The following is a 21,742-nucleotide window of genomic DNA, read 5'->3' on the forward strand; positions in this document are numbered from 1 at the left end:
ATACTGATAATCAAATAGGCGTTTGAATATGGGGGTATGGAACTTTTGAAGCACGATGATGTATGTGAAATAACTTGCGTGGATGGAGAAAAGGTAAAAAGGGTAAAAGAATCGGTATCCCAACAAAATACAATGGCCGTTTCACAAATATTTAAAGCTTTGTCCGATGATACTAGGATTAAAATTGCCTTGGCTTTAAGCGAAGAAGAGGAATTATGTGTATGTGATGTAGCCAATATCGTAGGTAGTACCACCGCTACGGCCTCCCATCATTTACGGCTTCTTCGTAATTTAGGATTAGCGAAATATCGAAAAGAGGGAAAATTAGTTTTCTATTCTTTGGATGATGATCATGTAAAACAATTGATTCAAATTGCATTTGAGCATCAAAAGGAGATGAAATCATGAGTGCCGCTTTGGAAAAATCCAATGAAAAAACCGTGTACCGTGTGCAAGGATTCACCTGAGCAGGCTGTGCGGCAAAGTTCGAAAAGAACGTACAGCACCTGGATGGTGTTGCTAATGCAAGTATAAATTTTGGAGCTTCTAAACTTACCGTTTATGGGGAAACGACCATAGAGGAATTAGAAAAAGCAGGGGCGTTTGAGAATATAAAAGTCATCCCTGAGAAAGAACGATTTGATGTGAAAAAAGAACCGTTCCTGAAACAATACTCAACGGTTATCGCCTCATTTGTATTCTTGCTGATTGGATGGGTATCAGCTCAAATAAATGGGGAAGAGAGCATCTCTTCGATTTTAGCTTATGGAGCTTCTATCTTAGTGGGTGGTCATCGCCTTTTCACCACGGGATTGAAAAACTTATTTCGACTTGAATTTGATATGAGAACTTTAATGACCATAGCTGTTATCGGAGCAGCGATTATCGGTGAATGGGGAGAAGGGGCAACGGTTGTCATCTTGTTCGCCATCAGTGAGGTTCTAGAGTCTTACTCGATGGATAAAGCAAGACAATCCATTCGTTCCTTAATGGATATAGCTCCGAAAGAGGCCTTCATTCGCAGGGGCGATAAAGAGTTTACAGTAGACGTGGACGATATTCGAATTGGAGATATCTTAATCGTAAAGCCTGGACAGAAAATCGCGATGGATGGAAGGGTGGTAAAAGGATTATCGTCTGTGAATCAGGCAGCGATTACTGGGGAATCTGTTCCAGTTTCCAAAACTGTGGATGATGAAGTATTTGCTGGAACTCTTAATGAAGAGGGACTTCTTGAGGTCAAAGTTACCAAACATGTGGACGATACTACGATTGCAAAAATCATTCATTTGGTGGAGGAGGCCCAAGCGGAAAAGGCCCCGTCACAAGCATTTGTTGATCGGTTTGCGAAATATTATACTCCTGTCATCATATTGATTTCGCTATTAGTAGCCGTACTGCCGCCTTTATTCTTTGATGGGGATTGGAGCAAATGGATCTACCAGGGGCTGGCCGTATTAGTGGTAGGTTGTCCTTGCGCACTCGTTATTTCCACACCAGTTTCGATTGTAACCGCTATTGGGAATGCGGCCAGAAATGGGGTCTTGATTAAAGGGGGAATTCACTTAGAGGAAATGGGAGCCATTAAAGCCATTGCCTTTGATAAGACAGGGACTTTAACAGAAGGAATTCCTGTTGTAACGGATTATCTTCCTCAAGCGAATACAAATCCGAATGAACTTCTTTCCATTATTGCTGCATTAGAAAATGGTTCACAACATCCTTTAGCTTCAGCAATCATGAAAAAGGCTGAACAAGAACAATTGCCTTATCAAGACCTTGCTATTGAAGACTTCTCTTCCATTACAGGTAAAGGCATTAAAGGTAGAGTTAAGGATCAAATATATTATGTGGGAAGCCCTAATTTATTCGATGAACTCTTAACCACTGGAATACCAGCGAATCTTAAGGAGACGATAACTGAACTCCAAAATAAAGGAAAAACAGTTATGGTGGCCGGGACTTATTCAGAAATATTAGCCCTACTAGCAGTTGCAGATGAAGTGAGAGGAAACAGCCGATCAGTTATCCAGAAACTTCACTCACTAGGTATTCAAAAAACGATTATGTTAACGGGCGATAATAAAGGGACGGCCAATGCAATTGGCCAACAGGTGGGAGTTTCTGATATTCAGTCTGACCTTTTACCTCAAGATAAACTTGCCTTTATTAAAAAATTAAGAAATAAATACGACCGTGTGGCCATGGTTGGGGACGGTGTGAATGATGCCCCAGCTCTTGCAGCATCGACTGTCGGTATTGCCATGGGAGGAGCTGGAACAGACACAGCTCTCGAAACAGCCGATATTGCTTTAATGGCTGATGATTTAGGAAAACTGCCATTTACGTTAAAACTAAGCAGAAAAGCCTTATTTATCATCAAACAAAATATTACTTTTTCATTAGGAATTAAACTCTTCGCCCTATTATTAGTGATCCCCGGCTGGTTAACCCTATGGATTGCAATATTTGCCGATATGGGAGCGACACTTATCGTGACACTTAATGGTTTGCGGCTTCTCCGGGTAAAAGACAAATAAGCTATGGCTTCCCAACAGTTTGGGAAGCCATTTTTTGATTTTAATCTTGGTCCCTCATAGTTTGTAAGTTTTTTATTAAGAGGATATTAAATAAAACAAGACAAAATGACTACGTAAAATCGATAAAATTTACCGTTGATTGGAAAAAATATAGACTACTCATTTCAATTTTTATCACCTTTTAGTTCTAAATTCCTGTTATAGATTCAACCCCTATCGACCGCCTTATTATTTATCTATTTACAATCTTCATAATCTATTAATAAACACCATTTATAATCAAAGTCGTGTTTAAGAAATCCTATAATCTAAGGGGGAAGAAATCATGACAAATGAGAGAACTTTGGACGAATTAATTAGGAATTTTACCGAACAAAATTTGAAAAAGAATGTAGATCGCCGCAGTTTTCTTTATGGCGCAGGCAAAATTGCAGGACTGTCCCTAGGGTTGGCCATTGCTCAGTCAATGGGAGGATTTAAAGTTGATGCGGCTCCAAATTTCAGCGAATATCCTTTTACACTTGGTGTTGCTTCTGGAGATCCATTATCTGATAGTGTAGTTTTATGGACAAGGTTGGCTCCGGATCCATTGAATGGCGGAGGGATGCCATCCCATATCGTTCCAGTCAATTGGGAACTTGCAACAGATGAAAACTTCCGCAACGTAATCAAACGAGGGACAGAACATGCCTCGCCTAGCCTCGCGCATTCTGTCCATGTAGAAGTGAGCGGACTGAAGGCGAACACGGTATATTTTTACCGATTTAAGACCGGAAATGAACTAAGCCCTGTTGGAAAAACAAAAACCCTTCCGGCAGCAGGTGACAGCATAGCAAGCATGACGTTCGCATTCGCTTCCTGTCAGCAATATGAACACGGATATTATACGGCGTACAAGCATATGGCGAAAGAGGATCTTGATCTTGTGTTCCACGTCGGCGATTACATATATGAATACGGTACGAATGAGTATCTTTCTGCAACGGGCAATGTCCGTGCCCACAAAGGCGATGAAATTATCACGCTTGAAGATTACCGTACGCGTCATGCCCAATATCGTTCAGATGAACACCTGAGGGCTGCACATGCTGCATTCCCGTGGGTGGTCACATGGGATGACCATGAAGTGGAAAACAATTACGCAAATGTCATTCCAGAAAAGGACCAGTCTGTTGAAGAGTTTATCAAGCGCCGTGCCGCTGCTTACCAGGCATATTACGAGCACATGCCGCTCCGCAGGACGTCATTGCCTCACGATGGCGGGATGCAATTATACCGGGATTTCGCTTATGGTGATTTAGCGAACTTCTATGTTCTTGATACACGCCAGTACCGGGATGACCAGGCGAATGGTGATGGTACGAAAGCCCATACACCGGAATCCTTGGATCCTAAGCGTACCCTTCTCGGTGCTGAGCAAGAACAATGGTTGTTTAACAATCTAGGAAATTCTAAATCTCAGTGGAACGTCCTAGCCCAGCAGATTTTCTTTGCACAGCGCAAATCCGGAACCAGCACAGCACCAAAATTCAGCATGGATTCATGGGACGGCTATCCGGCACAACGCCAACGTGTCACAGATTTCGTTGCTGGCAAGAACCTTAACAACATTATTGTTATTACTGGCGATGTCCATGCAAGCTGGGCTTCTAACCTGACGACTGATTACAACAATCCAGACGCTCCGATTATTGGGGCAGAGTTTGTAGGGACATCGATTACAACAGGAGGAAATGGATCGGATTGGCGTGCAGACACAGCCAAATATTTAGCGGACAACCCGCACATTAAATTCTTTAACAATTACCGCGGTTACGTTCGATGCCAGGTCACTCCAGAGCAATGGCGTGCAGATTACCGTGTTGTTCCGTTCGTAACAGAGCCGGGAGCTGATATTTCCACAAGGGCGTCATTTGTTGTTTATAAGAAAGATCAGACAGGGATCAAGGAAATAGCCGCTACTACGGTGCCTATGGGTGTCAAAATGTCTGAAGAAGTCGAAGAAGACCGTCACCGTGCCCACGCACGAGCGCACGAAAAGCAAATGGAGAAAAAGCGCAAACGCGGAGCCGTTACTAATTAATTTAGTGGAAAGGCTTGGTTAAAGAACATTATCGATTCACCCCTACTGACACTTAGAGGAGATGAACTTACATGCTTTCCAATATTGGTATTCCTGGGTTAATTTTAGTACTCGTCATTGCTCTAATTATATTCGGGCCATCAAAGCTGCCGGAAATCGGTCGGGCATTTGGCCGTACCTTAACCGAATTTAAAGGAGCTGCAAAGGAATTAGTATCTGATGATCACAAAGAGGAAGAGAAAAAACCTGCACTTTCTGCTGTGAGAAAGGAAAACTAATAGAAAAGAGAGCAGGCGGACTGCCCGTCAGCTCTCTTTCTATGTGTGCGGATGAATGTTGGAGCAACTTTCACTTAACCGCGTAAAAATAAAAAGGAGGTTTCTAGTATGGGCTCCAAAGAGATGCGTCTGACAGATCATTTAGAGGAGTTTCGCCGGCGATTGATTATGACGGTACTGGCTTTTGTTACTTTTCTGATTGCCAATTTTATTTTTGTCCAGGACATTTATAAGTGGCTTGTAAAGGAGCTGGATGGAAAACTGGCTATCCTTGGTCCGAGTGATATCCTCTGGGTCTACATGATGATCGCGGCAGTATTTGCAGTCGCTGCAACTATTCCAGTCGCTGCCTACCAGACGTGGCGTTTTGTGGCACCGGCGTTGAATCGTGAAGAAAGTAAGGTGACCTTAAGGTTCATCCCTGGGTTATTCCTGTTGTTTATTGGAGGAATTTCATTCGGTTATTTCGTGCTGTTTCCGATTGTGCTTCGATTTTTAACGAATCTTTCTGCAGGACAATTTGAAACGATGTTCACAGCTGAAAAATATTTTCGGTTCATGATCAACCTAACACTGCCATTTGGCTTTCTGTTTGAAATGCCGCTCGTGGTGATGTTTTTAACAAGATTAGGTATTCTCAATCCAATTAGGCTAGCCAAGGCAAGGAAACTTTCCTATTTTAGTCTAATTGTTGTATCCATTTTGATTACTCCGCCTGATTTTCTTTCAGATTTTCTTGTGATGATTCCATTGCTTCTACTATACGAAGTGAGCGTATCCTTGTCTAAGATTGTTTACAGGAAAAAATTGCTGCTTGAAGCGGTCCTACAGAACGATGGTCTACCGGAAAGCGGTTGATTCACCACAGATCATCAGTGAAAAGAATTAATATAAATTGGAAAAATACTTAAGGATGATACCGAAATGGTTTCATCCTTTTATTTATGAGTCCAAAGAAATTGAAAATCTGTGGGTTTTGATTCAAAATGATGATGTTATAATGAATGGAATGTGTAGAAAAATATTGGCTACCAAGAAAGGATATACAAAATGAAAAGATTACTTTTTTTACTAGTTGTCATGTTGGTCACGCTTCCTTCGATTGCAAGCGCCCATACGGAATTAACCACATCCAATCCAACTTCGGGACAAGTTGTTAAAGAGGACCTTAAAGAAATCGTGCTTACCTATGAAGGAAAGATTGAATCCTTAAGCACCATGACATTAGTAAAAGATGGTGAGAAAATACCTTTAGTAAGTGTTACCCCAAACGACAATCAACTAATCGGTACTGTATCAACAGCCTTAGAAAATGGTACCTATTCCATTCAGTGGAGTATTGCTGGTGAAGATGGTCACCCTATATCTGGTGAAATCCCCTTTACGGTGCAAAAGGTAGTGAAGGAAGAACCAAAGGCTGAAACAAAACAGCCCGTTACTCCAAAAAAGGAAGAACCTAAAAAAGAGAATTCTAACCAGGAAAAAACAAAAAATGATTCGGCGGATTCTACATCAAATACGAAGAATATTATTATTAGTGTGGTCGTCCTCATTTTAATCATTGGAGTATTCCTTTTATTTAGAAGGAAGCGTTAGTAATGGGACTGTTAATTCCTATCGCAGAATTCGGTAATTATTTGTTGTATTCGATTCTTGTTGGACATGTGGCTTTGCGGTTTGTACCTGAATCCAATAAACCAAAAATCAATATTCCAATACCTGTTTTACTGCTTTCCACACTTGGAATTATTATTTTCTCATTAGGACCTGTTGTTCAGACGGTTTCCTATTTTCAAGGTGGAGTGGGTCTTCCTTTAGCCATTAAATCTGTGTTGTTGGACTTCCAAGTAGGAAAAGCATGGATTTTTATTGGGTTTATGGCGACCTTCTTATATCTAGCCATTTTGCTAAAGGGCTCCAAATATGTGCAATCCATTTTGCTGTTCCTGATGATAGTAGCTGTTGGATATTCCAGTCATTCTGCTTCACTGTCATTTTGGCCAGGATTGCTGTCACATAGCACTCATTTTCTAATCATTACATTATGGACAGGGATCCTTATTCAAGTTGCTTGGTTCTCGACAGAGTGGTCAAATTGGTCTAAATTTTTACGGTGGTTTACGCCTTTTGCCATTTTCTGTATCCTCATCATACTTTTTAGCGGGATTTATCTAATGCTATTTGTAGTTGAACCTAGAGATTATGTTCGAACTTGGGTTTTGCCGTATGGACAAATGCTTCTATTAAAGCATATCAGTATCGTTCCCGTATTGGTTTTTGCCTTAATCAATGGTGTGCTTTCAAGGAAAACAGTAAAACTCCCTGCCTTTAATCCGAAACCGTGGGTAAAAGCAGAAAGTATTATTTTATTGTTCGTTTTCTATTTTACAGCGGTGATGGGAACGCTGTCGCCGCCACATGAGGTTGAATTTACGGTGAAGTCGGAAGGCGCATCAAAGTGGGTAGAATGGTTATTGGGAAAGAATATTCTTTCCACCTTACAGTTGAATTTAGTACCGTCCCTTCAAACGGGACTACTAATCATTGTTTCTATCCTATTTTTGTTCCTGATTATCATTAGTTTTAAAAGGGTAAAGCCTATTCTAGGAGTTGTCTTTGGTGTCGGTTTTATCGCAGCATTGTATTTTGGTTTAATTCTGTCTATTGCTATATAAGGACAGTTAGTAAACACTAACAACACATACGTTAGAAATAGCGAGGGTTTATACCCTTGCTATTTTTGTTATTAATTGCTATTCCATCATTTTGCGAATTACGATGTAGCAAACCATTTTCGCAGTCTCCGTACGATTTCGTGTAGGTATGAGAAATCATAGGCGGAGAATTTCCGGCTATTGTATAAAGAGGGGGCTTAAGAAGCAGATATAAGCGGAGACATTCCGTTTAACTTCTCTTTATAAGACAAAATCCAAAGATTTGGATAATATAACCGGAAAAACTTCCCTTATTCTTAAGGAAATATAGGTATTTCCCAATTTAGCCGGAAATTTTCCGTTTATTTTCCATATACATTGAAATCACCAGTCAGTTCTAACAGATCTTAACCTTAAATTTCAAGAAAATTCAGTTGACTTATTTTTTAGTTGTTTTAATATATAATTATAAAACAGTGTTTTACTTATAAAACAAACTTCGTTTGGAGGGGAAAGCATGCCATTTTTACAAGTAGTAGATCTACAGATTCATTATGAAATTGAGGGAGAGGGACCTCCATTAATCATCTTACATGGAATGGGTAACAACTCGCAGTCCTGGAAAAAACAATTACAGGGCTTAGCTAAGCAGTTCACGGTGATTGCCTGGGATGCGCCTGGATACGGGAAAAGTTCAGATCCTGTAGTAGAATTGAAAGAATTTAGTCAGTTTGCGGATGTGTTAAAAGGATTTATTGAAAAATTAAACTATCCATCCGTCACGCTCCTAGGACATTCGATGGGCTCAGCGATTGCGCTCGAATTTTGTTACCGCTTTCCTGAAATGGTAGATGCGTTGATTATTTCAGATGCAACCAGAGGGGCAGCAGCCCTGAGTAAAGAAGAGAATGAACGAAGATTAAACAACCGTCTCCGTAATATTAATACTCTAGATCCAAAAGAACTTGCCAAGCTGCGTGTGCAGGAACTTTTATCTCCGCAGCCGGATCCAGGAATACTGAAAGAAGCAGAAAGAATCTATTCGCAAATCAGACCGATGGGCTTCCGCTCTGTGGCCTATTCGCTTTTTTCCCTGAACCAAATGGAGATCCTCTCTTCAATCCATGTTCCTACGCTGGTAATTTGCGGAGAATTAGATCGAGTAACACCTGTTAGTGAATCGCAGATATTTCATGAGGGTATTAAGGAATCCACATTTGTGACCATCCCTGGAACCGGACATTTGTGTTATCAAGAAGCCCCTGCTAGTTTTAATGGAATTGTTCTTGACTTTCTAACCAAATACCAATAAGTGAATATCTTTCTTTGCTTAAATTTTGATAAAATAGTAGTATAAGTAAATTAACAATGAGATGGTGAATTGATGATGGCAAAAGAAGAAAAGGACAGATATAATGCCAATTCGCTAGTAAGGGGATTGGAAATTTTAAAGTTATTTAGTGAAGAGCGTCCGACATTATCCTTAGTTGAAATTGCAAAAGAACTTGATGTGAGTCGAACTGTTCCGTTCCGATTATTGTATACACTCCAAACACTTGGATATCTCGATCAGGATGAACACACGAAACGCTACAGTTTAACTCCGAAAGTGCTAGAATTAGGCTTTGCTTATTTAAGTACATTAAAACTCCCGGAAATTGCGCAGCCTTATTTAGAAAAATTAAGGGATGAGACAGGGGCATCTTGTCACTTATCTATTTTGGATGGACAAGAAGTCGTTTATGTCGGCAGTGCACCTGTCCGAGGGGTGTCTGCAGTCAATGTGAATATTGGGTTAAGACTGCCCGCCCATGCGATCGCTAATGGAAAGGTGCAGCTTGCTTATCAACCTCAAGAAAAACTAAATCAAATATTATTTGGCTCAAATTTAAAACCTTACACGGAACGAACGCAAACCGATTATATGGATTTTCAAGAGGAGTTAGCAACAATCAGGCAAAAGGGATATGCGATTACTAAAGGAGAATTCCACCATGGAATTCAGTCCGTGGCAGCACCGATCTTTGAGAGAACTGGTAAAGTAATGGCTGCCCTTAATGTGGTTGCAACTGAGGCTACTTTCAACCAAGATTTTATTGAAAAAATAGCTGTACCTAAAGTATTGGAAACTTCTGAAATTCTTTCTGGCTTTATGGGCTATCATACAAAAATAAATTAGTGAGCTTGCGGACCATCGCAAGCTTTTTATTTGTTTTATATACAAAACGCATTTTATCAAATGAAACAAATTGAATAATTACGGTTGACACAATTTTCTCAAAACTTTAAAATAAACTTAGGTAGCAAACCTTGTTTTATATATAAAACATATTCGTTGCTACTGGAAAATATTAAAGGAGGGATAAAAGTCCGTTTGGGGCAATGAAATATTATATAATTGATAATAAAATCTTATGGAAGCGCATTCACTGGGATTCAAAACTAAAAGGGGGCACTTTTCTTGCTGAAAACGAATAAACGTTGGATTTATATTGCCATGCCTATTTTCTTTTTTTGGTTTTTTGGACAAATTGATAAATTAGGGATTTCGATTATCCAAACCGATCAAGGTTTCTTAACTGATCTAGGATTAACTGGTGCCGATAAGAACGCAAAAATTGGAATGATTACTTTTATCTTTACGATTTCTTATGCCTTATCCAATATCTTCTGGGGTTTTATCATAGACAAGCTTGGGGCAAGGAAGACAGGTATCATCGGTCTGATTGTATGGGCGATTACGATGGTGATTGGCGGGTTATCAACTTCTTACGAGATGTTTATCTTGAGCCGTGTCATTCTTGGTATCGGTGAAGGAATGATGATTCCAATTTGCGGGAAATTTATCTCCAATTGGTTCCACCAGCGCGAACTCGGTCGGGCGCAATCTTCATGGCTGGCAGGAAACTATTTAGGACCGGCATGTGGAGCCATTATCTTAACTCTTGTGATTGCTACTTTCCATTGGCAAGCCGCCTTTTTTGTTTTAGCAGCGTTTAATATTTTCATTGTTCTTCCCATGTTTATCTTCCTTACACGTGATACACCTGAAGAACATCCACGTTTAGATCCACAGGAATTAGCGTATATTCGTCAGTCAGATTCCAAAGCACCAACGAAAAAACAGAGCTTTGCTCAAGACTACCGTTATTGGATTGTTTGGTTCGGCATGTTAGTGTCATCGTTCTTATTTTTTGGGATTAGTATTTGGCTTCCTACTTATTTAGTTGGTGCGAAAGGTTTCTCAAGAGAGGCGATGACTGGAATCACCTCGTTATCTTGGCTCTTTGCCTTGGGATTCGTTCTCATTTGCGGGTATTTGGCCGATAAAACTAAGCGTCCTAGTTTACTTGCGACGATTCTATTTCTTTTGACAGCCACCTTTTTAACAGCAGCAATTCTTTCGCCGCAGCCAGTGATGGCGGGGGTTTGCATGGGCTTAGCGATGGGAACGCAAGGGGGAGTATTCCATTTAAGTAACTTATTTATGGTTAAATTCTCGACACCTGAAACAGCCGGCCGTGCAGCTGGATTAATGGGTTTCACGAACATTCTAGGCGGGTTTTCTAGCTATATTATGGGCTTTATGGTTGATATCGCTGGCGGGGACTTTGGACCGTCAATTGTTATGTTGATTATCGCAGCTGCGCTCGGATTCGTTGCGTACCTGTTTACTTTAAAAAGAGAAGCATCTGAGCTCAAGATTGAGAGTGTCCCTCCCAATCGGGTGACAATCTAGTATGTTATACGTTACGTATATAAAACATAGTTTTAAATATTAAATTTTCTCAATATTTTTAATTGACAATTATAATATTGAGATTTATTATTGGTTTATAAAGAAAACAATGTTTTGCATATAAAACATAGAGGAGTGTTGAAAATGTCTGAGGAAAAATTTTCGGTAGAAGCATTTGAAAAGAAATATGTGGCGAGGTTAAAGGATCGCACGCTCGATTGGAATGTGCTGAAGTTCCAGGAGGAAATTGATCCAGCTTATCGCCGGGCGCAAATGAGATATATTGGCCGAGGTGCGACAGCGAATAATGATTCAAATGTAATTGCAGCAGAACACTTTACCTTAAGCACGATGGTTTTACCAGCAGGGTGTATGGGACCGCTTCATTTACACGATGATGTCGAAGAAGTTTTCTTTGTGATTAAAGGCAGTGTAACTGCTCTTATCCAAGAAGAGGGCGAAAGCGAAGTCCACGAAATTGTCTTAAATGAGAGAGACTGCATTAGCTCTCCACCAGGCGTCTACCGCGGCCTCCGCAATGATACTGACGAAGAGGCATTAATGCTTGTCATGTTAGGAGCAGTCAAACCGAATTTACCAACCTATCCAAAAGACAGTCCCCTAGAAGAACTACGCATCAAGCGTGCTAAGGAAAGAGAAGCAATTATTAACGGGAAGTAATTTGACAATTAGGCAGATGTTTTAGGGAAACATACTCCCTGATTACTTTGTTGACAGGGATGGTCCTCTTACTTTTTAACGGATCATCCCTGTTTTTTAAAATTGGAGGTGGCGAGATGTTAGGTATTACTCATTTACGGCATATCAGCTTAATTACCCCCGTTCTAAAGGAACAAGCTGATTTTTATGAAAAGATTTGGGGCTTAGATAAAGTGGCTCAAGATGAACAATCGGTTTATTTTCGCGGCGCAGGCCCTGAAAACCATATATTAAGCCTTCATGCAGGTGAAAAAAGAGGACTGCACCATATTGCGTTTGGAATGGTGGATAAAAATGCTGTCGATCGTGCAGCGGAAATCCTTGCTTCAAAAGGTGTCAAGATTGTTTCCCCACCAGGATATTTAGATGAAGAAGGAAAAGGATACGGCTTGCGCTTTGTCGATCCAGAAAATCGCTGCATTGAATTATCCGCTTGGGTTGAAATTCATACTTCGATTTGGAACAAGAAAAATGTCGATCCGGTCAAACTGAACCATGTCGTAATGAACACGAAAGACCTAGATATGATTACTGATTTTTATACGAATGTCTTAGGGTTTAAGGTGACGGACTGGAGTGAGCATCAAATGTCATTCTTGCGCTGTAACCGAAAACACCACTCGATTGCCTTCAATCAAGATGCTCACGCCTCTGTTAACCATATCGCCTATGAAGTGGATACCGTCGATGAGGTGATGAGAGGAATCAGTAATGTAAGAAAAGCAGGCTATCAAGAGATTTGGGGCCCAGGCCGCCATGGTCCTGGTAATAATGTATTTTGTTATTTTCAAGATCCAGGGAAGTTTGTGATGGAGTATACCTGTTATCTAGAAACGATTGAAGATGAATCCGAATGGAGAGCACGTGTCTGGAAGCGGGTCCCACATCTAATGGACCAATGGGGCATTGCCGGACCGCCAAAACCGGAAACGCGAGCAGCGATGGGCGGAGTGCCAGATCCAGGATGGGTCGATGTAAAAACATTGGTATAGCTGAAAAGGGGTGTCATGATGGATCTAGGATTAAAGGGTAAAGTAGCGGTCATTATGGGCGGAACCTCTGGTGTTGGCTTAAAAACAGCAGAAATGTTTCTTCAGGAAGGGGCCAGCGTCGCGGTTTGCGGCAGAAATAGTGAGCGCAAAGACCAAGCTTATGATCACCTCACAAAGTTTGGAACAGCAGCCTCCATTTTTGCCGCAGCCTGTGACGTCACCAATAAAGAGGAAGTCAGCGAATTTATCAGCGGTGCAGCAGAGTATTTTGGGGGAATTGATATTCTTGTCAATGCAGCCGGTCAAAGTGTGATGGGACATTTCTTTGATGTTACCGATGAACAATGGCAGCAGCAAATCCAATTGAAATACTTTGCGATAATTTATGCGGTGAAGGCCGTTCATCCTTATTTGGTTCAAAGGGGCGGCGGCCGCATTGTTAATATTAACGCAACCTTAGCAAAAGAACCGGAAAGACATATGATTGCCACGGCGGCAACGAGAGCTGGCTTATTAAATCTAAGCAAGACATTATCGCAAGAACTCGCTTCCGATAATATTTTAGTCAACTCCGTCAGCTTAGGCTTAATTCGAACCGATCAATGGGAACGGCGCAGATTGAAAAATGCTCCGGATATAAAAGCCGAAGATTATTATGCAGACTTAGCCAAAAAGCGAAATATCCCTCTAGGCAGAGTAGGAGAAGCAGAAGAAGTAGCTAGCGTGATTTTATTTTTAGCCTCAAATAAAGCAAGCTATGTATCAGGTTCAACAATCGAAACCGCGGGAGCGCTCGGGAAAGCGCTTTAATTCATAGATAAAGGCAGGAATGAATGATGAGTGAAGTTAAGCAATTAGAATTTACAACAGCTGACGCAGTGGTCCAAGAACTTATTCGTGCTGGTGTAGAGGTAGCGTTTGGAATTGTGAGTATCCACAATATGCCGATTTACGATGCAATTCTCCGCGAAGGAAGTATTCATTTAGTCTGTTCCCGCGGGGAAAGCGGAGCAGCCAATATGGCAGATGGCTATGCGAGAGCGACAGGGAAATTGGGCGTCGTGATCACTAGTACGGGAACAGGAGCTGGAAATGCAGCCGGCTCGTTAATTGAAGCATGGGCCGCAGGTGTACCAGTTCTGCATCTAACGGGTGAGGTGGCATCCTCTTACTTAGGGACGGGCAGAGGATATATTCATGAATGTAAAGATCAGTTATCGATGATGGAAGGCTCTTGTAAAAAAGCCGTTCGGTTAAGAAGACCTGAGCAAGCAGGTGCCGTCGTTAGACAAGCGATCCAAGACGCGTTTGCTTATCCAGCAGGACCCGTGACACTTGAAATCCCCATTGATTTTCAATCGGCCATTATCCCTAAGCATTCGATTGAAGAATTCAGCTATTTAGCTCCAACCAATCATACCATTCCAACCTTACCAGAAGAGGTAGTAAGCAAAATTAGTCATGCTCACCGGCCGGTTATTTGGGCAGGAGGAGGGGTGATTACTTCTGGCGCATCCAAAGAGGTGACAGCACTTGCCGAAAAGATTGGGGCAGCCGTGATCACCAGCCAATCAGGTAAAGGAAGTATACCTGAAGATCATCCACAATGTATCGGCCACTTTGCTGCGAATGAATTAACGAAAAACTTGCTGAAAGATGCTGATTTGTTGATCAGTATTGGCGTGAGATTTAGAGGAAATGAAACAGCGAACTGGAAAGTCCCTGCTCCAAAAGAACATATCGCGATTGATGCATCCTTCCAGGCAATGAACCGAAACTATGAAACTAGTTATGGACTTGTCGGCGATGCCAAACTCATTTTACAAGGATTAAATCAGGCATTAACTCAAACTTCAGTGCTTCCGGATCCAGCTTATTTGGATGAAGTGCAGTCCGTTCGCGAAGAATTGCGGACCCAGTTACGAGCGACACTTGGTCCTTATGAGCAAATCCTTGATGGCATGCGAAGCGTATTGCCTAAAAACACAATTTTAGTCCGGGATGTAACCGTTCAGGCGAATGTTTGGGGAAGCCGGTTGTTTGAAATCTATGAACCGAGAACATCGATTCACGCATCAGGCGGGGGAATTGGTCAAGGGCTGCCAACGGCGATTGGTGCGCAAATGGCCAATAAGGATCAGTCTGTTGTATTAATGGCAGGAGATGGCGGCTTTATGGTTAATGTCGGCGAAATGGCCACCGCTGCCCAAGAAAAACTGCCGTTGATTGTCGTTCTATTTGATGATGCTGGCTACGGAGTGCTCCGAAATATTCAAGATGCGGCATATGGCCGTCAGGTAGCGGTTGATTTAATGAGCCCTGACTTTGTGTTATTGGCGCAATCGATGGGATTTGACGCCGCGCGAATTGGTTCAGCTGGAGAATTTGTCACAGAACTGGAAAAGGCCGTTGCAAGCAAAAAGCCTAGCATGATTGTGGTCGATATGGAAGCAGTCGGACCGATGGCGAAACCATTTGGAGGTCCTCCGGGGGCAGCCGATGCTTTTAAACCGAAAAAGTTGTAGGGAGGAATAAACGTGATTTCAACACATCCATATGTTTCACGAAAATACTTAATTGGCGGTCAGTGGATCCAAGCTGAAAAAACAGCAAAAGTCATCAATCCGGCACAGACGAGTGAAGTGGTCGGCGAAGTGGCACTATGTTCAAAAGCGGATGTAGAAGAAGCAGTGGGAACCTCAGCGAAAGCCTATGAAAGCTGGTCGCAAAGTGAGATTGAAGACCGGGCCAATCGGATGAGGCTCGCAGCTGAAGAGATTAAAGCAGTTGTTGAAGAGAATGTTAGTTTACTAGTTCGCGAGAATGGCAAGGTTTTGGTCGAAGCGAAGAAAGATTTGCTTCGTTGTGTCGATATCATGAAACAAGGAGCAGACGAACTACTTGAATGGTGGAAACCTGAGAGCCTGCCAGGGGGTCAAAAGGTGCAAATTCGCAAACGTCCGCGCGGGGTAGCAGCAATTATCTCTCCATGGAACTCCCCGCTGATTCTTACCTTTAAGCGAGTTATTCCTGCGGTGCTGGCAGGAAATACCGTTGTGGTGAAGCCGGCAACGAGTTGCCCTTTAACAATTATGACGTTTTTAAAAGTGGTGGCTTCCTATTTTCCTGCTGGGGTCATTAATATCGTGACAGGTTCGGGCGGTGTGATTGGGGATGCACTTTGTTCCGACCCACGGGTGCGCACGATTGCATTCGTTGGCAGTACCGAAACGGGAAAAGAAATTATGCGCGCTGCTGCCGGGACCGTCAAAAAGTTGTACATGGAACTGGGCGGGAATGATGCAGCGATTCTTCTTGCTGATGCGAATTTAGATGATGAAGCGGTGAAGCGTCTTCGGTTTGGTGTTCTCCGTGCGGCAGGGCAAGTGTGCTCCGCCATTAAAAGGATCTATGTGCACGAATCACGTTATAAAGAGGTCGTTGAAAAATTAACGAAGGAATTCAGCCGCATTCGAGTGGGCAATGGGATTCAACCGGATGTCGAAATGGGTCCATTAAATAACAAGTCCCAATATGACTATGTAAACGGCTTGATTAATCGGGCTGCTGATGCAGGAGCAAATGTGATTACGGGCGGAATTCAGCTCGACCCGGAATCGTGGGAACAAGGTTATTTTATTGCACCGACGATTATTACTGGAGCAGCGCAATCCAGTGAAATTGTGCGTGCGGAACAATTTGGTCCGGTGATTCCGATTTTACCGTTCTCAGATGTGGATGAGGTCGTACGACTAGCTAATGACAGTGAATTTGGTTTAAGGGCGTCTGTTTGGACAGAGGATGAAGCATTGGCCGTGAAGTTAGCGGACCGGTTGGAAGCAGGGGCTGTTTTTCATAATAATCATACGGTTTTCCAAGACCTTCATCTTGATTTTCCTGGATTAAAGGAAAGCGGTCTTTCTCGTGAAACAAGGCATTGCGGGCTCGAATATTTCGCAGATTCATATGGTTTGGCTAACTAAGGGGGAGTCGGGATGAGAATAGGGTTAATTGGGGGAGGAAATATTGGCAAGTTCCTTCTTCAACGCATCAATATCGAAGGAATTCTTCCGGATGGTAAAATTGTCGGCCTCTATACAAGGAACAATCAAACGGCAGAGCAGCTTGCTGCTGAGTTTGATACAGCAAATTATCAGGATGTTCAACGGTTAATCGAAGATCCTGCGATTGACGTAGTGATTGAAGCTGCGACCATTGAAGTGGTGAAAGACCATGCGGCTTCCATTCTGGCAAAGGGAAAAGATTTAGTGTTAAGCAGTGTGGGTGCCCTGGCCGATGTGGATTTTTACAGGGAACTTGAAGGAATCTGTCAAGCAAGCGGCACGAGAATCCATTTACCTGCAGGGGCCATCGGAGGCTTGGATGTATTGAAAGCAGCTAAATCGATAGGTGAACTAGAATCGGTTTCGATTATTACAAGGAAACCGCCGCAAGCATTGCCTGGAGCACCTGCTGACCGAGAACAAGTGATGTTCGAAGGCTCGGCAAATGAAGCGATTGAATTATTCCCGAAGAATATTAATGTATCGATTATTTTGTCTTTGGCGGGGCTGGGGCCAGAACAAACTGGTGTGAAAATTATATCTGATCCAACCGTGAGGAAAAATAGTCATTCCATTGAGGCGACAGGATCTTTCGGAAAACTATCACTACAAGTGGAAAATGATCCAATGCCGAATAATCCGAAGACAAGTTACTTGGCTGCGCTAAGTGTGTTGTCTGTTTTGAAAAATAAAGATGCGGTTGTTAAAGTGGGATAATGATAAAATAATTTTATAATAGTAAAAAAACAGGGGGAACCCGAAGAGTTGATCTCATTCTCCTGTGAATATGAGAAAAATTAGGGGGATAGGCCTATGATTAAAACGAACATCAATCTTGAAGAAATGTCGCAAAAAGAAGCCATTGAATACTTAATCGAATCCGTTCGACCAGAAGAGGGCTCCATTCCTGCCTCGCTTTTAGGCGACCCAAAGATTTATGACATTGAACATAAGAAGGTATTTTTAAAAACCTGGTTGTTTATTGGTCATGAATCGGAAATCCCCAATAAAAATGATTTCATTACGAGAGATATAGCTGGTTATTCTATCATTCTTACACGCGGTGCTGATGGTGAAATTCGCGGTCTCTATAATATGTGTACCCATCGCGGCATGAAGCTTTGCCGTGCGGATGCCGGTAATAAATCTTCCTTTACCTGTCCATATCATGGCTTTAATTTTAAAAATAATGGCGATTGTGTCGGCGTACCGCTCCAAAAGGATATTTACGGTGAAGGCTTTGATAAATCGGGTTTAGGGCTTCATAAAGTCAGAATCGAAACCTACAAAGGCCTGATCTTTGGTACATGGAATGACGAGGCAGAATCATTAGAAGATTTTCTAGGTGATTTTAAATGGTATCTTGATATTTTAGTGGGACGTGCCGAAATGGAAGTGGTCGGGCCGCCGCAACGGTTTATTATTCAATCGAACTGGAAAATTGGTGCCGACAATTTTGTCGGTGATTCCTACCATACGATGGTGACGCATGGGTCGATTGTTAAATTGGGAATGGTTCCAAGTGCAACCTATTCCAAAAAAGGGTATCAAATCCATACTAGCCATGGACATGGCTTAAATCTTGGGACACCGAATCCGGATTTTGCTTTCCCTGAAGAGCTGAAAGATGAATATAAATCCAATTTAACCGAAGAACAATATGACGTCTTGTCCAATTTAAAAAATATGATTGGAAATATTTTTCCGAACCTCTCCTTCTTAATTTCTCATACAAAGGTAAAGGGCCAGTTGATCTCGAATACTTCGGTTCGTCTCTGGAGGCCGGTGGGTGTCGACAAAATGGAGGTCATTACTTGGTTTTTAGTCGAGAAAAATGCATCACTTGATTGGAAAAAGCGTTCTCGTGAGTCGTTTATATTAACCTTCAGTCCGTCTGGTATCTTTGAACAGGATGATACAGAGGTGTTTACGGATATTACCGCGGCTGCCACTGGGACAATGCCTTTAGTGAAACAATTGAGCTTTAATTATACGATGGGGTTACATCGTCAACCTGTCGGAGACTTTGTAGGACCTGGTGTGGTTTTTGATGATAAATTCACGGAGGCCAATCAACGGAACTTTTATCGTTACTGGCTCGATCTAATGACGACCTGATGTATAAGGGCCTTTTTGAAATACGTATGAAAGATGGGAGGAGTCATGTATGAGTTTAGAGAAAATGCTGGCAACTTATGAATTTGAACAATGGCTGTATGGAGAAGCCAAGTTTCTTGATGATATTGATTTTGATGGCTGGTTTAACCTCCTTCATCCGGACATTTCTTATCAAATGCCGGTGCGGGTCAATAAGGAAGGGATTGAGCGCCCTGATTACTCCTTAGATATGTTTGCGTTTGATGATGATATTGAATTATTGAAAATCCGCGTTGACCGTTTAAAAACCGATTACGCTTGGGCTGAGATACCGCCGTCGCGGACACGGAGGTCAGTCAATAACGTGCGCCTCATCGAGTACGTTCCGAATGAAAAGGCAGTCGTCCACAGTTATTTAACCATCTACCGCAGCCGCAGTACGGATATCCATCATGATTTAATTTCAGGGGAGCGTCAAGATGAGTTTACCTATGTGGATGGAGAATGGAAGCTTTCTAAGCGGGTATTCATTGTAGATCAAACGACATTAAATACTAGGAATCTGGCTATTTTTGTTTAGTAGCTAAAGTAGAAAGGAGCACCAAGATGGCTCAACTTACAGGAAAATCAGTCTATTTGACCGGAGGTGCCTCCGGGATTGGAAAAGCTGTCACCGAGGCATTTGTGAAAGAGGGTGCTGTTGTCACCATCCTTGATCGGTCTCTAGCCGGATTAAATGACCTCAAACAGCAATTTGGAGAACAGGTTCAATGCCTTGAAGGCGATGTGACCGTCTATGAAGATCATGTCAGAGCCGTGCAAACAGCTGTTGAAACCTATGGGAAATTAGACGTGTTTGTCGCAAATGCCGGTGTATTCGATGGCTTCGCCAAATTTGAAAACGTGACCCCGGAAGCCATGTCCGATGCCTATGACCTGCTATTTACTATCAATGTAAAAGGGTATTTTAACGGGGCCAAAGCGGCTGTTGCGGAGCTTAAGAAAACAGCCGGAAATATGATTTTCACTGTTTCTGGAGCAGGGTTTTATCCAGATGGCGGCGGTGTTTGGTACACGGCGAGCAAGCATGCCCAAATTGGATTAATGCGTCAACTCGCGTTTGAATTAGCCCCAGACATTCGAGTCAATGCAGTCGCGCCTGGAGGAACGTTAACAGCGCTTCATGTCATTCCGCCGCTTCAGCCTTTTGTAAAAACCGTCGATAATGAGACAAAAGAGAAGAGTATAAAGAAACGGAATCCACTCCAAATTGCGATGCAATCGGAAGATCATGTCGGAGCCTATCTCCTGCTCGCTTCTGATCAGGCCCGCGCAATTACAGGTGAAGTGATTTCAAGTGATGGAGGCTTGGCCGTTCGAGGGCTTGGTTGATTTTAGCATGAAATAACGGGGGGAATTTGCATGAATGAATCATTGACGGAATTAAAGCCGTTAGCTGGAAATAATGTCATTAATCAAATTGCATTTGTTGTTCGTGATATTGAGCAAGCTTCTGAAGCATTTGCGAAACTTCTGGGGATCCCGGCACCGAAGTGGTTTCTAACAGGCGACCGTGATGTTTCTAAAGTGGTCTTTCGCGGTCAGCCAACCGATTCCCGTAGTAAACTCGTGTTCTTAAACACACCAACCGTACAGATCGAATTGATTGAACCGGACACGGAGCCTGGCACAATAAGCGAATTTTTGGATACGGTGGGGGAAGGCATCCATCATATCGCCTTTGATGTGGACTCAATTAAAGAGAAGTTACCCGTTTTTGAAGGGAACGGATTTCCGTTACTGCAGAGCGGGGAATTTACATCTAGTGATGGAAGATATGTATATGTGGATACGTTAAATAGTCATAAGACACTATTAGAACTGCTGGAAAGTGCTGAGCCTAGAGATACGGCACCAAATACCGATATCTTCACTCCATTACTAGGAACCAATAAAGTGGAACAGCTGGCCATTGTCGTGAGGGATTTGGACGCCGCTGCTGATGCGTACTGCAGGTTACTAGGTGTCGAGAAGCCGCCTGTAATTCAATCTGGCCCAAGTGAACTTACACAGGTTATTTTTGAAGGAAAGCCAACGGAGGCTGACTCAAAATACATGTTTATAAATACCCCATTACTTCAACTAGAATTAATCGAGCCGGGTGATTCACCAAGCACGTGGAAAAAGCACCTTGAAGCATATGGCGAAGGGGTTCACCATATTTCCTTCGTGGTCGATGACATGGAGGAAAAGATGAGATTACTAGAGGACATGGGCTATCCCGTCATTCAGAGAGGAAACTTCTGGAATGGGAAAGGTAGATATGCCTACATGGACACGACATCTACATATAAAGTAATCATAGAATTACTTGAGAGATTTTAATTTCAACAACTGCAAGAAAAGCCCTAATCGTGACCGATAAGGGCTTTTTTCCATGGAAATGGTCACAAATAACTGCTAATCGTTACCGTCAATAGCTTTTTTCAGTCAGAACGGTAACGAATAACTACTAATCGTTACCGTCAGCCTCGTTTTTCAAAGGAAACGGTCACAAATATGCGCGAATCATTTC

The 21,742-nt window shown here is 42.3% G+C and carries 20 protein-coding genes; all 20 read left to right on the forward strand.

Annotation, left to right across the window (positions count from 1 at the left end):
* The first annotated feature begins 45 nt into the window (after positions 1–45).
* The 20 genes from COJ96_RS13345 to COJ96_RS13440 all read left to right on the forward strand — a co-directional run bounded on the left by COJ96_RS13345 (position 46) and on the right by COJ96_RS13440 (position 21,552).
* On the forward strand, positions 46–408 hold the full coding sequence (locus COJ96_RS13345; protein ID WP_098574094.1) for an ArsR/SmtB family transcription factor: 363 nt from the start codon (positions 46–48) through the stop codon (positions 406–408).
* On the forward strand, positions 405–2,540 hold the full coding sequence (locus COJ96_RS13350) for a heavy metal translocating P-type ATPase (RefSeq protein ID WP_098574009.1): 2,136 nt from the start codon (positions 405–407) through the stop codon (positions 2,538–2,540). Before COJ96_RS13345 ends, COJ96_RS13350 begins: the two co-directional genes overlap by 4 nt.
* 325 nt (positions 2,541–2,865) lie before the next feature.
* A complete protein-coding gene (locus COJ96_RS13355) occupies positions 2,866–4,623 on the forward strand; it encodes an alkaline phosphatase D family protein (protein ID WP_098574012.1) in 1,758 nt (585 codons plus the stop codon).
* A 71-nt stretch (positions 4,624–4,694) separates the two neighbouring features.
* Positions 4,695–4,901, forward strand: coding sequence for a twin-arginine translocase TatA/TatE family subunit (locus COJ96_RS13360; RefSeq protein ID WP_026564126.1), 207 nt, complete (start codon positions 4,695–4,697; stop codon positions 4,899–4,901).
* Between the two features lie 108 nt (positions 4,902–5,009).
* Positions 5,010–5,759 (forward strand): twin-arginine translocase subunit TatC, encoded by a 750-nt coding sequence (gene tatC / locus COJ96_RS13365; protein WP_098574015.1) that lies wholly within the window; start codon positions 5,010–5,012, stop codon positions 5,757–5,759.
* A gap of 192 nt (positions 5,760–5,951) precedes the next feature.
* Positions 5,952–6,497 carry a copper resistance CopC family protein gene (locus tag COJ96_RS13370; protein WP_098574017.1) on the forward strand — a complete coding sequence of 182 codons (546 nt, stop codon included), beginning with the start codon at positions 5,952–5,954 and terminating at the stop codon, positions 6,495–6,497.
* Positions 6,498–6,499: 2 nt separating this feature from the next.
* Positions 6,500–7,576, forward strand: coding sequence for a copper resistance D family protein (locus COJ96_RS13375; protein ID WP_098574019.1), 1,077 nt, complete (start codon positions 6,500–6,502; stop codon positions 7,574–7,576).
* Positions 7,577–8,072: 496 nt separating this feature from the next.
* Positions 8,073–8,867 carry an alpha/beta fold hydrolase gene (locus COJ96_RS13380; protein WP_098574021.1) on the forward strand — a complete coding sequence of 265 codons (795 nt, stop codon included), beginning with the start codon at positions 8,073–8,075 and terminating at the stop codon, positions 8,865–8,867.
* A 72-nt stretch (positions 8,868–8,939) separates the two neighbouring features.
* The gene (locus COJ96_RS13385) at positions 8,940–9,734 is read left to right on the forward strand and encodes an IclR family transcriptional regulator (RefSeq protein WP_257148511.1); all 795 of its coding nucleotides are present in this window, start codon (positions 8,940–8,942) and stop codon (positions 9,732–9,734) included.
* A gap of 282 nt (positions 9,735–10,016) precedes the next feature.
* Entirely contained in the window at positions 10,017–11,294 is a 1,278-nt protein-coding gene (locus COJ96_RS13390; RefSeq protein ID WP_098574023.1) for an MFS transporter, read from the forward strand.
* Between the two features lie 144 nt (positions 11,295–11,438).
* Positions 11,439–11,975, forward strand: coding sequence for a cupin domain-containing protein (locus tag COJ96_RS13395; protein WP_098574025.1), 537 nt, complete (start codon positions 11,439–11,441; stop codon positions 11,973–11,975).
* 116 nt (positions 11,976–12,091) lie between these two features.
* Positions 12,092–13,006, forward strand: coding sequence for a VOC family protein (locus COJ96_RS13400; protein ID WP_098574027.1), 915 nt, complete (start codon positions 12,092–12,094; stop codon positions 13,004–13,006).
* Between the two features lie 15 nt (positions 13,007–13,021).
* The gene (locus COJ96_RS13405) at positions 13,022–13,816 is read left to right on the forward strand and encodes an SDR family oxidoreductase (protein WP_257148512.1); all 795 of its coding nucleotides are present in this window, start codon (positions 13,022–13,024) and stop codon (positions 13,814–13,816) included.
* Positions 13,817–13,842: 26 nt separating this feature from the next.
* Positions 13,843–15,531 (forward strand): thiamine pyrophosphate-binding protein, encoded by a 1,689-nt coding sequence (locus COJ96_RS13410; RefSeq protein WP_098574031.1) that lies wholly within the window; start codon positions 13,843–13,845, stop codon positions 15,529–15,531.
* 12 nt (positions 15,532–15,543) lie between these two features.
* Positions 15,544–16,989 (forward strand): aldehyde dehydrogenase family protein, encoded by a 1,446-nt coding sequence (locus COJ96_RS13415; RefSeq protein WP_098574033.1) that lies wholly within the window; start codon positions 15,544–15,546, stop codon positions 16,987–16,989.
* Between the two features lie 12 nt (positions 16,990–17,001).
* Positions 17,002–17,787: an aspartate dehydrogenase gene (nadX, locus tag COJ96_RS13420; RefSeq protein WP_098574035.1), complete on the forward strand. Its 786-nt coding sequence runs from the start codon at positions 17,002–17,004 to the stop codon at positions 17,785–17,787.
* 96 nt (positions 17,788–17,883) lie between these two features.
* The gene (locus COJ96_RS13425; RefSeq protein WP_098574037.1) at positions 17,884–19,188 is read left to right on the forward strand and encodes an aromatic ring-hydroxylating oxygenase subunit alpha; all 1,305 of its coding nucleotides are present in this window, start codon (positions 17,884–17,886) and stop codon (positions 19,186–19,188) included.
* 49 nt (positions 19,189–19,237) lie between these two features.
* A complete protein-coding gene (locus COJ96_RS13430) occupies positions 19,238–19,747 on the forward strand; it encodes an aromatic-ring-hydroxylating dioxygenase subunit beta (RefSeq protein WP_098574039.1) in 510 nt (169 codons plus the stop codon).
* Positions 19,748–19,773: 26 nt separating this feature from the next.
* On the forward strand, positions 19,774–20,559 hold the full coding sequence (locus COJ96_RS13435) for an SDR family NAD(P)-dependent oxidoreductase (protein WP_098574041.1): 786 nt from the start codon (positions 19,774–19,776) through the stop codon (positions 20,557–20,559).
* A gap of 30 nt (positions 20,560–20,589) precedes the next feature.
* Complete coding sequence (locus COJ96_RS13440) at positions 20,590–21,552, forward strand: VOC family protein (protein WP_098574043.1); 963 nt, start codon at positions 20,590–20,592, stop codon at positions 21,550–21,552.
* Positions 21,553–21,742: the final 190 nt, after the last annotated feature.

The organism is Bacillus sp. AFS073361 (genome assembly GCF_002567005.1).
GTDB lineage: Bacteria > Bacillota > Bacilli > Bacillales > Cytobacillaceae > Neobacillus.

Coding starts and splice junctions, on each gene's coding strand:
- COJ96_RS13355 (WP_098574012.1), top strand. CDS start 2,866: ATGACAAATGAGAGAACTTTGGACGAATTAATTAGGAATTTTACCGAA.
- COJ96_RS13360 (WP_026564126.1), top strand. CDS start 4,695: ATGCTTTCCAATATTGGTATTCCTGGGTTAATTTTAGTACTCGTCATT.
- tatC (WP_098574015.1), top strand. CDS start 5,010: ATGGGCTCCAAAGAGATGCGTCTGACAGATCATTTAGAGGAGTTTCGC.
- COJ96_RS13370 (WP_098574017.1), top strand. CDS start 5,952: ATGAAAAGATTACTTTTTTTACTAGTTGTCATGTTGGTCACGCTTCCT.
- COJ96_RS13375 (WP_098574019.1), top strand. CDS start 6,500: ATGGGACTGTTAATTCCTATCGCAGAATTCGGTAATTATTTGTTGTAT.
- COJ96_RS13380 (WP_098574021.1), top strand. CDS start 8,073: ATGCCATTTTTACAAGTAGTAGATCTACAGATTCATTATGAAATTGAG.
- COJ96_RS13385 (WP_257148511.1), top strand. CDS start 8,940: ATGATGGCAAAAGAAGAAAAGGACAGATATAATGCCAATTCGCTAGTA.
- COJ96_RS13395 (WP_098574025.1), top strand. CDS start 11,439: ATGTCTGAGGAAAAATTTTCGGTAGAAGCATTTGAAAAGAAATATGTG.
- COJ96_RS13400 (WP_098574027.1), top strand. CDS start 12,092: ATGTTAGGTATTACTCATTTACGGCATATCAGCTTAATTACCCCCGTT.
- COJ96_RS13405 (WP_257148512.1), top strand. CDS start 13,022: ATGATGGATCTAGGATTAAAGGGTAAAGTAGCGGTCATTATGGGCGGA.
- COJ96_RS13410 (WP_098574031.1), top strand. CDS start 13,843: ATGAGTGAAGTTAAGCAATTAGAATTTACAACAGCTGACGCAGTGGTC.
- nadX (WP_098574035.1), top strand. CDS start 17,002: ATGAGAATAGGGTTAATTGGGGGAGGAAATATTGGCAAGTTCCTTCTT.
- COJ96_RS13425 (WP_098574037.1), top strand. CDS start 17,884: ATGATTAAAACGAACATCAATCTTGAAGAAATGTCGCAAAAAGAAGCC.
- COJ96_RS13430 (WP_098574039.1), top strand. CDS start 19,238: ATGAGTTTAGAGAAAATGCTGGCAACTTATGAATTTGAACAATGGCTG.
- COJ96_RS13435 (WP_098574041.1), top strand. CDS start 19,774: ATGGCTCAACTTACAGGAAAATCAGTCTATTTGACCGGAGGTGCCTCC.
- COJ96_RS13440 (WP_098574043.1), top strand. CDS start 20,590: ATGAATGAATCATTGACGGAATTAAAGCCGTTAGCTGGAAATAATGTC.